This is a genomic window from Rhodohalobacter barkolensis (genome assembly GCF_002834295.1).
In the GTDB taxonomy this organism is placed as follows: domain Bacteria; phylum Bacteroidota; class Rhodothermia; order Balneolales; family Balneolaceae; genus Rhodohalobacter; species Rhodohalobacter barkolensis.
Map to the genome: position 1 here is coordinate 1,794,426 of NZ_PISP01000001.1, position 12,592 is coordinate 1,807,017.

The window sequence follows — 12,592 nt, forward strand, 5'->3', positions numbered from 1 at the left end:
AATCTATCCAATTACTTGAGCGATTTCTGTAAATCGTCCCAATCTGCTAAAAACTTCTCAAGCCCAATATCAGTTAGTGGATGTTTCAGCAGTTGTTCAATCACTTTTAGAGGCATGGTAGCGACGTCAGCACCCAGCCTGGCACTTTCAAGTAGATGCATTGGATGACGGATACTTGCGGCCAGTATCTCCGTATCATAACCATAATTGTCATATACGAGACGTATATCCGCAATCAGATCCATTCCCTCGCTCGAGATGTCATCCAGACGACCGATAAAAGGTGAGATGTATGTTGCCCCTGCCTTTGCGGCGATAAGGGCTTGAGAGGCAGAAAAACAGAGTGTGCAATTTGTCTTGATCCCTTCGTCGCTAAACGTTTTGATCGCTTTAATTCCATCTTTAATCAAAGGAACTTTTACAACCACATTATCAGCGATGGATGCAATTTTTCTGCCCTCTTCAACTATTTCATCATAGGTTGTTGATATCACTTCAGCTGAAACATCACCCTCAACAATATTACAAATTTTGGCAATATGTCCTTCAAAGTCACTCACACCAATTTTAGCGCATAGGCTTGGGTTTGTGGTCACTCCATCAAGTACACCTAAATCGTTGGCTTCTTTAATTTCGTCGAGGTCGGCTGTGTCGATAAAAAATTTCATAGGGGAATTTTGTTAAAGGATAATTGTTTTAACTAATATAAAGAATGTTATAAACTCGTACAGGAAAACAGTTTATAGATCATCAACAATTTGCTATTTTAAAGTAAATATTAACAGAAATTGAACAGTTATGAGTAATTCAGGAAAAGGATTTACGCTCGGTTTTATTACCGGAACTTTGGTTGGTTCAGCAGTGGCATTGCTTTACGCTCCGGATTCGGGCAGTAATACAAGAGGAAAAATTTCGTATCAAGTAAGCAATTACGTTGACGAACTTAATAAGTTAATTAATCAGTTGAAAAATGAACGTGAAAAAATTGCTTCAGATGCTAAGCAAAAAGGTGATGATGTGGTATCTGATGCAAAAAAACGAGCCGATGATTTAATAAAAGAGGCCGAGGCTTTACTCGAAAATATTGAGAAAAAGTAGCCGGCCTTTTTAGTACAGCTTTATAATAAAAAAGCCCTGATGAAAATCAGGGCTTTTTTGTTTTTATTCTTCATCCTTTTCAGGATTGTCGGCACCAAGTGTTTCAAACACTTTTTGTACCTCCTCATCGCCTTCATCATAATCGGCCTTAGAGCCAACAATGAGTTCGTCGTATTTGAGGAGTCCTGTACCTGCAGGTACTTTATGCCCAACAATTACATTCTCTTTCAGTCCTCTAAGCATATCTTTCTTCGCTTCGATGGAGGCCTGAGTCAGAACTTTTGTAGTTTCCTGGAAAGAAGCCGCAGACAACCAGCTCTCGGTAGAGAGTGATGCCCTTGTAATTCCCAATAGAATCGGTTTTGAAATTGCCGGTTCAGCTTCACGGGTTTGCAATTCATCTTTGCCATTCTTAATCAAGTCGTTATTAATTTCACGAACTTGACGACGGTCTAGAATCGCTCCTTTTTTCTGCTCACTTCCACCCGGATCAGTAATTACAAATTTACCGATTAACTCATCATTTCGATTATTGAGTTCAAAACGGTCAACTTTATCACCTTCCAGATACATTGTATCACCCGGATCAAGAACTTCTACCTTCTGCATCATGGTGCGTACAATAACCTCTACGTGCTTGTCATTGATTTTCACACCCTGCAGTCGATAAACTTCCTGAATTTCATTTACCAGGTAAGACTGTACCGCAAATGGACCTAAGATGTTTAAGATTTCCTGTGCAGGAATAGTACCGTCAGACAGTGCCTGTCCGGCTTTCACAAAGTCATTTTCCTGTACAAGAATGTGCTTAGACAGTGGAATCAGATATTTTTTCTCATCAGTACCGTCCTTACTCTCAACAATAACTTCCTGAGAACCACGCTTACGGCCACCCATTCGAACGATACCGTCAATTTCGGTAACGGCTGCAGGATCACTTGGTGATCTCGCTTCAAAGAGTTCGGTAATACGCGGCAGACCCGCTGTAATATCCTTAGACTTAGATGCAGATCTTGGAATCTTAGCCAATATCTGACCCGCTGAAACTTTTTCTCCGTCTTCAACAACAATATGTGTCTCAACGGGTAATGTGTTTTCACGGATTCTGTCGTCTTCTCCTTTAATAACAAGAGTAGGAATCAGAGATCTGTCTTTTGAATCGATAATTACTTTCTCGCGGTGACCTGTCTGAGCATCCGTATCCGCTGTGTAGGTAATTTCTTCAATGATATCCTTGTACTCAACTTTACCGTCAAGTTCACTAAAGATCAAAGCATTATATGGATCCCACTTACACAGTGGCATGCCTTTCATTACTTTTTCACCCTCTTCAACCATCATTTCAGAACCGTAAGGCACATTATAGGTGTTCAGAACTTTTCCATCCTCACCTAAAATTTTCATCTCACCTGCACGACTCAATACAACGTTGTGAATCTCTTCACCATCATCGTATTCTACAATTCGAACGTTTTCAAAATCAATCTTACCGTCGAATTTAGCTTTGTGCTGCGAGTCGGCCTCCATACGAGAAGCTGTACCACCCACGTGGAATGTTCTCAATGTAAGCTGTGTACCCGGCTCACCAATTGATTGAGCAGCAATAACTCCTACTGCTTCACCAACCTGAACGATGCTGTTTCGAGCCATATCGCGTCCGTAACACTTCGCACATACTCCGCGCTCCGTTTCACAAGTCAGAACTGATCGAATCTCAACTTCTTCAATTGAAGTTTCAGCGACCTTTTTGGCTACTTTTTCTGTGATCATCTCGTTGGATTCACACAGAACTTCATCCGTAATTGGATCTCTGAGTTCGTGCATAGATACACGGCCGATAATACGATCTTCGAGGCTTTCGATCACATCCTCGTTATCTTTCAGCGCCTGCATCTTAATGCCACGAAGCGTTCCACAATCTTGCTCATTAATAATAATGTCCTGAGACACATCAACGAGACGACGTGTCAGGTAACCCGCATCCGCAGTTTTCAAAGCGGTATCGGCCAGACCTTTACGAGCACCGTGAGTAGAGATAAAGTATTCGAGTACGGTCAATCCTTCACGGAATGAAGAAAGAATCGGATTCTCAATTACTTCGTTACCCTGCTGCATTGAACTCTTTTGAGGCTTGGCCATCAGTCCACGCATACCACCCAGCTGTCGAATCTGTTCTTTCGAACCACGAGCACCGGAGTCTGCCATCATAAAGATCGAGTTAAACCCGTCTTTATCTTCGGCCAAACTCTTGAAGAGTGTTTCAGAAACACGGTTTGTGGTACTTGTCCACTTATCAATTACCTGGTTATAACGCTCATTATCGGTAATGAAACCCATTTCATATCGATCCTGGATTTCGGATACCTCATCCTGAGCTTTTTGAATCAGCTTAAATTTCTCATCCGGAATGATAATATCCTCAAGTGAGAAAGAAAGTCCACCGGTTGTCGCTCTCTCGAAACCAATTCGTTTCATGTTATCGAGGAACTCAGCCGTTTTCACTGTTCCTACTTCACTGTGAATTTCACCAATCAGTACACGAAGTTCTTTTTTACCAAGTGTTCTGTTAATGAATCCAATCTCTTCCGGTACAATCTTATTGAAAAGTACCCGGCCGGTAGTAGTTTTAATAATCTCATACACTGTTTCACCTTCTTCATTAACCTTCGGTACCCGAACATTAATTTTGGCGTGGGTTTCAATCTTACCCTGATCGTATGCGATTACTACCTCATCGGTATTGGCAAAAGTTTTTCCTTCGCCCTTCATACCGTTCCCCATTTTTGTGGTATAGTAAATACCCAAAATCATATCCTGAGAAGGAACTGCAATCGGACCACCGTTTGCAGGACTCAAAATATTGTGAGAACCGAGCATCAATATGGATGCTTCCAGTACGGCATCATGACTCAAAGGAAGGTGAACAGCCATTTGGTCACCGTCAAAGTCAGCATTAAACGCTGTACATGAGAGCGGGTGCAAACGAATAGCTTTGTCTTCAATCAGTACCGGCTGGTATGCCTGAATACCAAGCCTGTGCAATGTTGGAGCACGGTTCAGTAGTACCGGATGTCCGTCAATTACATTTTCCAGAACTTCCCAGACAACCTGATCACGTCGGTCAACAACCTTTTTAGCACTCTTAACCGTTTTCACGTAACCTCGCTCGATCAACCGGCGAATTACAAATGGTTTATAGAGCTCAATAGCCATCTCTTTTGGAAGACCACATTCATGCATTTTCAGGTCAGCACCTACCACAATTACGGAACGTCCGGAATAATCCACACGCTTACCGAGCAGGTTCTGTCGGAATCGACCACTCTTACCTTTCAGCATATCACTGAGAGATTTTAGAGGTCGGTTATTATTCCTTACAGCATTTGATTTTCTGGAGTTATCATAAAGAGAATCGACGGCTTCCTGGAGCATGCGCTTCTCATTTCTGAGAATTACATCAGGAGCTTTGATATCTATCAATCGCTTCAGACGATTATTTCGGATAATTACACGTCTGTAAAGGTCGTTCAAGTCAGATGTTGCAAATCGGCCACCTTCGAGAGGTACCAATGGTCGCAATTCAGGTGGAATTACTGGAATAACACTTTGAACCATCCATTCAGGGTTATTCTGAGTATGCTGATTTGCAGCACGGAATGACTCAATAACCTGAAGTCTCTTCAGTTTTTTCTTCTTACGCATTTGTGAAGTTTCATTCTTCACCTCATAGCGTAACTGGTAAGCCAGTCCATCCAGATCCATATCTGTAAGAAGTGCCTGGACAGCTTCAGCTCCATCATTTACGATAAATTTATCTTCGTCATCATCTTCCAGTTCATGATGGTCTTCGGGCAACTGATCTAAAATATCGAATTTCTCCTCTTCAGAGATCAGATCACCTCGCTTGTAACCAAGGTCACGAGCCAGTCCCGGATTGATCACTACAAATGTTTCGTAGTAAACAATTCGTTCAAGATTTTTAGATGAGTATCCAAGCAGATAAGCAATCTTACTTGGAAGAGACTTAAAGTACCAGATGTGTACAACAGGCACAGTAAGAGTAATGTGTCCCATCCGTTCTCTTCGAACGGCTTTACGGGTCACTTCCACTCCGCAACGGTCACAAATAATTCCTTTGTAACGGATGCGCTTATATTTTCCACAGTGGCATTCATAGTCTTTAACCGGACCGAAGATCTTTTCGCAGAAAAGACCGTCCATTTCCGGTTTGAATGTTCTGTAATTGATCGTTTCCGGTGTCAGAACTTCTCCATGAGACCGGGACAAGATCGTCTCGGCAGAAGCCAGAGATATCCCGATATTAGAGAAGTCTTTTGTAACAGTTAATGTCTTTGTTGACGGCAAGGGTAATCCTCCCAATTTGATTTATTTAACAGAACAAACGTTAGTCAATGTGAATTTCGAGTCCAAGACCCATTAATTCACGGAGTAATACTTTAAACGATTCAGGTATATCACCTTCAGGTAAGTTTTCACCTTTTACAATGGCTTCATATACCTTAGATCGACCTTTCACATCATCACTCTTAACAGTGAGCATCTCTTTCAATATGCTTGAAGCACCGTATGCATACAGAGCCCAAACCTCCATTTCACCAAGTCTCTGGCCACCAAACTGTGCTTTACCACCGAGCGGCTGCTGAGTAATCAATGAGTATGGACCAATGGAACGTGCGTGCATCTTATCTTCAATCAAGTGATTGAGTTTCAGCATGTACATGTAACCAACGGTAGTCTGTTGGTCAAGACGTTCACCGCTTCGGCCGTCGTATAGATATAGACGACCATCTTCCGGCAACCCGGCTTTCTTAAGCTCTTCCTGAACTTGTTCGTAAGATGCACCATCGAAAATCGGAGATGCATATTTCACTCCAAGTTTCATTCCGGCCCATCCAAGAATGGTTTCATAAATTTGTCCAAGGTTCATACGAGAAGGTACACCCAATGGGTTCAAAACAACGTCTACCGGAGTTCCATCTTCCATAAACGGCATATCTTCAACAGGTACAACTTTTGCAATTACACCCTTGTTACCGTGGCGGCCGGCCATCTTATCACCCACCTGAATTTTTCTCTTCTTAGCGACATAAATTTTCGCTTTTTGAATAATTCCCGGTGGCAGCTCATCTCCAACTTGGATCTGATACTTACGACGCTTAGCCTCGGTTTCAATTTCTCTTCTCAGATCTCTGTAGCTTTTGAATAGAAGCTTAACATGTTCTACCAGATTTTCATCTGTAGCCCAGTCAATATCTTCATTAATCGTTACGGGATCGAGCTCCTCAAATACAGATTTCTTGTATTTTTCACCTTTCGGGATCAGCTCAACATTACTGTAGTTGTACACTCCGGGTGAAGTTTTATCCCGAAGCAGACTATACATTTTGTCAGCCCACTGTGCGTTGAGATCAGCTACTTTCTTGGCGTGACGCTCATTTTCCTGTTCAACAAGTTGCTTCTCCTCTTTCCGTGAAATCTGCTCATCACGTTTTCGACTAAAAAGCTTCGTATCAATTACAGTACCGGAAACACCTGGAGGTGTTTTCAGTGATGCGTCTTTAACATCTCCCGCCTTATCACCAAAGATCGCTCTTAGAAGCTTCTCTTCCGGTGTTGGGTCTGTTTCTCCCTTTGGAGTAATTTTACCTACAAGAATATCGCCCGGATTAACTTTAGCGCCAATTCGGATAATTCCTTTTTCATCAAGATTACGAGTAGCATCTTCACTGACATTTGGTATTTCACGAGTCAGTTCTTCCTCACCTCGTTTGGTATCTCGAACCTGTTGTTCAAATTCAGTAATGTGGATGGATGTATAAACATCTTCCTGTACAACACGCTCACTGATTACAATCGCATCCTCAAAGTTGTATCCTCTCCAAGGCATGAATGCAACAAGCATGTTACGGCCCAGTGCAAGCTCACCTTTTTCGGTTGAGCAACCATCAGCAAGTACTTGATTTTCCGTAACCTTATCGCCAACACTTACAACCGGACGCTGGTTGATCGTTGTATCCTGGTTACTTCTTTCAAACTTTTGCAGATAGTATGATTTCACACCATCATCGAAGTAGCAATTTTCTTCCAGTTCAGTTCGCTTATATTTCACGCGAATTTCTCTACCACTTACATATACAACTTCACCGTCTCCTTCTGCAACAATAATTGCACGGGAGTCTTGAGCAGCTCTGCGCTCAAGTCCGGTTCCAACAACCGGAGATTCAGGTCTGAGAAGTGGTACTGCTTGACGCTGCATGTTCGAACCCATCAGGGCACGGTTAGCATCATCATGCTCAATAAATGGAATCAGTGCAGCTGCCAACGATGTAATCTGGTTTGCAGATACATCCATATATTCAACTTGTTCCGGCTTGGCTAAACCAACGTTACTGTCTCTGAATCGGGAGAAAATTGCTTCATTCTTGAAATTCCCTTTTTCATCAATTGGGGCATTTGCCTGCGCAATTACCGTTTCATCTTCCTGCTCAGCTGCCAGATAATCAATTTCATTAGAAACAATACCTTCTTTTACTCTTCTATAGGGTGTTTCAATAAAACCAAAATCATTTATCTTGGCATGCACACAGAGTGAAGTAATCAATCCAATATTTGGACCTTCAGGTGTTTCAATCGGGCAAAGTCGACCGTAATGAGTATAGTGAACATCACGAACCTCAAAACCGGCACGCTCACGAGTCAAACCGCCGGGGCCTAATGCAGACATACGACGTTTGTGAGTCAATTCAGCTGCCGGATTTGTTTGATCCATAAACTGAGAAAGCTGATTTGTACCAAAGAAACTATTAATTACACTCGAAATAGTCCGGGCATTAACAAGATCTTGCGGTGTAAGCTGCTCGGCATCACGAGAACTCATTCTTTCACGGATCGTTCGAGCCATACGGGCTAGTCCAATAGCAAACTGTTGTCCCAGCTGCTCTCCAACTGTACGTACTCGTCGGTTACTCAAGTGATCAATATCATCAACCTGAGATTTCATCTCTTTCAGACGAATCACTTCCTTCACAATCGCTACTACATCCTCTTTAGTGAGGTAGTGGATATCCTGATCTACATCTACTTTAAGACGTTTATTCAACCGGTATCGACCAACTTCTCCCAGATCATACTTCTTATCGCTAAAGAAGAGTCGCTCCAGTACCTGACGAGCCGTTTCAGGGTCAGGCATTTCACCGGTTCTGATTTGCTGGTAAACTTCACCAAGTGCAGAAACATCATCATGCGATGGATCTTTTCTAAGCGTGTTCATAATGACTGAACGCTCAGACTCTTCTGCATTAATTTTCTGAACCAATACTTTTTTAACAGAAGCTTCTTTTAAAAGACCGTAATCGTCTTCAGTAAGCTCATGGTCTCTCTCTAAAAGCACTTTTCGGTTGGTTGCTTCTGTAACTTCACCTGTCTCATCATCAACAACCTCTTCCGTTACTTCCGTTGTGATGTCTGTAGCCAGGCGCTTACCAACTAATTTATCGTTGTATGCTTTTTTACTTCCAAAGTCGATCTCTTCAGACAGTTCAAATAGATTCAGCAGATCAAAATCTGTTGAGAATCCAAGCGCTCTCAGCAGTGTTGTTGCCGGAATCTTTTTCTTTCTGTCGATATAAGCCCAAAGTACGTCACGAATATCGTTTGTGAATTCAATCCATGAACCTTTGAATGGAATAACCCTTGCTGAGTAAAGCTGAGTACCGTTAGGATGCACATTCTGACCGAAGAATACACCCGGCGATCTGTGCAGCTGACTAACTATCACCCGCTCGGCACCATTAATTACAAAGGTACCTCTGTTTGTCATCCATGGAAGATCTCCTAAAAATACCTCCTGCTCAATCGTTTCAGAAGCCTCATCTGTTTCATCAACGGATGACAAGCGCATTCTGGCTTTTAGCGGAATCGCATAAGTCAGTCCTCGCTCCTGGCACTCTTTGATATTGTATTTAGGTGTATCGACAGAATAATAAAGGAACTCAAGGATATGAGTTTCTCTTGTGTCCTGAATCGGGAAATTCTCATTGAATATTCGCTGGAGCCCCTTGTCTTCTCGTTGATTGGGAGCTACATCAAGCTGTGCAAATTCATTGAACGACTTGAGCTGAATATCCAAAAAGTCAGGATAATCGATTACATTTTTAATTCTGCCGAATGAAAGGCGGTCGGTAAATGGGATTTTCTCCATAGTAGTACTCAAAAGGATGTTCTCCTTTAGGTTAAAAATAAGAATGAAGTTTCTCTGAAAGGTATGAGGTGTTTACTTCACACCCCTATAATTATTGCTCATGCAATTTAGACGCCAAAAGCCAACACCGAAAATCGGCGTTGGCTAAGGCTAAATGTTATTTAAAAAGTAAGAGCGTAATTACTTCAGCTCTACTTCAGCACCAGCCTCTTCGAGCTTGGCTTTAACTTCTTCAGCTTCTTCTTTGCTAACTGCTTCTTTGATTGCGTTAGGAGCTCCATCAACAAGTTCTTTAGCTTCTTTCAGCCCAAGACCTGTGATTCCTCTCACTTCTTTGATAACGCCAATTTTCTTAGCGCCAGCAGATTTAAGAATTACATCAAATTCTGTTTGCTCTTCAGCAGCTTCTCCGCCACCGGCTGGTCCGGCAACAGCAACTGCAGCTGCAGCTGGTTTTATGTCGTATTCTTCTTCAAGAACTTTAGCTAATTCATTAGCTTCTTTGATCGTTAAGTTAACGAGTTGTTCTGCGATTTCTTTAACGTCAGCCATTGTTTAATTCTCCGTTCGTCGGTTTTAATTAAAAAAGTTAATTGATTTGGTTATTCGCCTTTTTCGGCGATGGTTTGAATTGCACCTGCAATATTGCTTCCTTGTGCTTCCAGTCCACTTACTACATTTGAAATTGGTGCCAGCAACAGACCTACAATATCTCCGATAACTTCTGTTCTGGACTTCATTGCAGCCAGTGTATCGAGTTGGTCTTTACTGTAAAAATCACCATCAATCAAAGCCGCTTTAAATTCCGGCTTGTTGTGTTCTTTTATGTAGTCTTTCAGGACTTTAGCAGGTGCTGCAAGCTCTTCATTTACAAATGCAAAACCATTTTGATCTTCCAAATGATCATAGAGCTCATCATATCCGCCAATTGTATCCATTGCACGTTTCATCAGTGTATTTTTATACACTTTAAACTGTACATTACCTTCGCGAAACTTTCCTCTCAACTCGCCCATATCAGAGACTGACATCCCTGTATACTTCGTTATATAGACGGCGTTTGAGCCTTCAAGCTGCTCAGTAATTTCTTCTACAACTGCCTTTTTTTCTGCTAATGTCGGCATTGTTTTAACCTGTTAAATTTCTAAATTGAAGTAATAGATGATCGACTAAGCGATATGCTGGGACCCATCGTCGTGCTAATGTATGCAGACCTAATATAAATCCCTTTTGCAGATGCCGGTCTAAGTTTCAGGATTGTCTGAAGGAATGAGATCAAATTTTCACGAATCTCGTTCACATCAAAACTTGCCTTACCAATAGAGGTATGCAAGATTCCCTGCTTATCCACACGGAAATCAATTTTCCCCTGCTTAAACTCTTTCACAGCGTCTGCAACATCCATTGTTACAGTTCCACTTTTCGGGTTAGGCATCAAACCTCTCGGTCCCAAATGGCGACCCAGTTTACCAATTTTACCCATAACATCCGGGGTAGCAATGATAACGTCGATATCTGCCCAACCTTCTTCAATTTTTTCGATATATTCATCAAGGCCAACAAAATCGGCTCCGGCCTCTTTCGCTTCTTCCTGTTTTGCTTCGTTAACCAACGCAAGCACACGAACGGATTTTCCGGTTCCGTGAGGGAGCGAAACAGTACCACGAACCATCTGATCTGCATGACGTGGATCCACACCTAACCGAAGATCTAAATCTACGGATTCATCGAAGTTTGCTGTTTTGGTCTGTTTTATCAGATCGCAAGCCTCTTCGATAGTGTATTCCATATCATGGTCAAATAATTCAGCGACCTTCTGATATTTCTTACCTCTTTTTGCCATTTCTTACATCCTCGTTATTTATCTCGGATTACTCGCAAACCCATGCTGCGTGCGGTACCGGCAATCATTTCTGCTGCTCTTTCTACGTCAAAAGCGTTTAGATCTTCCATTTTCTCTTCCGCAATTTCCTTGCATTGAGACCAGGTCACTTTACCGACTTTAGCTCGGTTTGGTTCACCTGAACCGGATTTAATCTTAGCGGCTTTCTTAAGAAGGACAGCTGCTGGAGGAGTCTTTGTTTTGAATGTAAAAGACTTGTCAGCATAGACTGTGATCTCAACCGGCACAATTGTGCCCGCCTTGTCTTGGGTTTTTGCATTAAATGCTTTACAAAACTCCATAATGTTGATTCCGGCCTGGCCTAAAGCTGGACCTACCGGAGGAGCAGGGTTTGCCTGTCCACCAACAATTTGAAGTTTTAGCACTTTATCTACTTTTTTTGCCATATTGAATCAATTAGCGATTCGTGCTTCTGTTTGCTGCGTAATAGCTCACGTTTAAGTTCTTATGTAGCTGATTCGACCTGATCCAGGTCAACCTCAACCGGGGTTTTACGTCCAAAAATGCTTACCATGACTCGCAATTTCAGCTTATCAGCAAGTACTTCCTGAACGGTACCATCAAATTCTTTAAAAGGACCGTCTACAACTTTGACGATATCTCCTTCCTTATATGGAATATCGACTACGCCACCTTTTTCAACGGCTTCCTTATTGTCCATCACCCTTCCAATAATTCGCTCTACTTCATGCTTTTTCAGAGGCTCCGGAACAACCTGACTCTTACCCACCTTCAGAAATCCTAAACAGGAAGGTGCACTTTGAATCAAATTGTTTACTTCTTCATCATACCGGGTTTTAACTAAAATATATCCCGGGAAAAAATTCTTCTCTTTTGTTCTTTTTTTACCTGAACGGATTTCGATTACAGTTTCTGTTGGGATTAAAATCTCACTGATTTTATGCCCCAGCCCCTGCTCCTCTATCTCTCGGGTTAGATACTCTTTAACTTTTTTTTCGTGACTGGTAAAGCAGCGAACCACATACCAATCAAAACTATCTTCAGAACTCATCTGTAGATTGCCTCCAGAATTGTACTATAAACCTGATCAACTCCAAATATGAATAAGGATATGACAATAGTGAATACGACAACAATAATTGTGTTATCGATTAATTCCTGCTGTGTGGGCCAGGTGACTTTCGCCATCTCTTTTCTCACACCTTCAATAAAATCTTTAATCTTTTCCATATAACTATTCAGGCATTATCAATTTGCACGGGCGGAGAGATTCGAACTCCCGACACCTGGTTTTGGAGACCAGTGCTCTAACCAGACTGAGCTACGCCCGTAAATAGCACAAAAGGCGAAGCCGGATAGGCTCCACCTTAGCGCTAAAATGTTTATGACGCTTTAGTCAAGTATTTTAG

The 12,592-nt window shown here is 42.0% G+C and carries 10 protein-coding genes and 1 tRNA gene; 1 reads left to right on the forward strand and 10 read right to left on the reverse strand.

Annotation, left to right across the window (positions count from 1 at the left end; genetic code table 11):
- Positions 1-11: 11 nt before the first annotated feature.
- Positions 12-668, reverse strand: a complete 657-nt coding sequence (gene fsa, locus CWD77_RS07615; protein WP_101072873.1) for a fructose-6-phosphate aldolase — start codon at positions 666-668, stop codon at positions 12-14.
- A gap of 130 nt (positions 669-798) precedes the next feature.
- Between fsa and CWD77_RS07620 the strand changes: the two genes are divergently transcribed.
- Complete coding sequence (locus CWD77_RS07620) at positions 799-1,098, forward strand: YtxH domain-containing protein (RefSeq protein ID WP_101072874.1); 300 nt, start codon at positions 799-801, stop codon at positions 1,096-1,098.
- A gap of 63 nt (positions 1,099-1,161) precedes the next feature.
- Here the strand turns inward: CWD77_RS07620 and rpoC are convergent, their stop codons facing one another.
- From rpoC to CWD77_RS07665, 9 genes are all read right to left on the reverse strand, one after another.
- Positions 1,162-5,463, reverse strand: coding sequence for a DNA-directed RNA polymerase subunit beta' (gene rpoC / locus CWD77_RS07625; RefSeq protein WP_101072875.1), 4,302 nt, complete (start codon positions 5,461-5,463; stop codon positions 1,162-1,164).
- A gap of 40 nt (positions 5,464-5,503) precedes the next feature.
- Complete coding sequence (gene rpoB / locus CWD77_RS07630) at positions 5,504-9,319, reverse strand: DNA-directed RNA polymerase subunit beta (RefSeq protein ID WP_101072876.1); 3,816 nt, start codon at positions 9,317-9,319, stop codon at positions 5,504-5,506.
- Positions 9,320-9,499: 180 nt separating this feature from the next.
- A complete protein-coding gene (gene rplL / locus CWD77_RS07635) occupies positions 9,500-9,871 on the reverse strand; it encodes a 50S ribosomal protein L7/L12 (RefSeq protein ID WP_101072877.1) in 372 nt (123 codons plus the stop codon).
- A gap of 50 nt (positions 9,872-9,921) precedes the next feature.
- The gene (rplJ, locus tag CWD77_RS07640; RefSeq protein WP_101072878.1) at positions 9,922-10,443 is read right to left on the reverse strand and encodes a 50S ribosomal protein L10; all 522 of its coding nucleotides are present in this window, start codon (positions 10,441-10,443) and stop codon (positions 9,922-9,924) included.
- A gap of 20 nt (positions 10,444-10,463) precedes the next feature.
- On the reverse strand, positions 10,464-11,162 hold the full coding sequence (gene rplA / locus CWD77_RS07645; RefSeq protein ID WP_101072879.1) for a 50S ribosomal protein L1: 699 nt from the start codon (positions 11,160-11,162) through the stop codon (positions 10,464-10,466).
- A gap of 14 nt (positions 11,163-11,176) precedes the next feature.
- Complete coding sequence (rplK, locus tag CWD77_RS07650) at positions 11,177-11,608, reverse strand: 50S ribosomal protein L11 (RefSeq protein WP_101072880.1); 432 nt, start codon at positions 11,606-11,608, stop codon at positions 11,177-11,179.
- A gap of 59 nt (positions 11,609-11,667) precedes the next feature.
- Positions 11,668-12,234 carry a transcription termination/antitermination protein NusG gene (gene nusG / locus CWD77_RS07655; protein ID WP_101072881.1) on the reverse strand — a complete coding sequence of 189 codons (567 nt, stop codon included), beginning with the start codon at positions 12,232-12,234 and terminating at the stop codon, positions 11,668-11,670.
- Positions 12,231-12,413: a preprotein translocase subunit SecE gene (gene secE, locus CWD77_RS07660; RefSeq protein ID WP_101072882.1), complete on the reverse strand. Its 183-nt coding sequence runs from the start codon at positions 12,411-12,413 to the stop codon at positions 12,231-12,233. Before secE ends, nusG begins: the two co-directional genes overlap by 4 nt.
- Before the next feature lie 26 nt (positions 12,414-12,439).
- Positions 12,440-12,514 (reverse strand) — tRNA-Trp (locus tag CWD77_RS07665).
- Positions 12,515-12,592 lie beyond the last annotated feature (78 nt).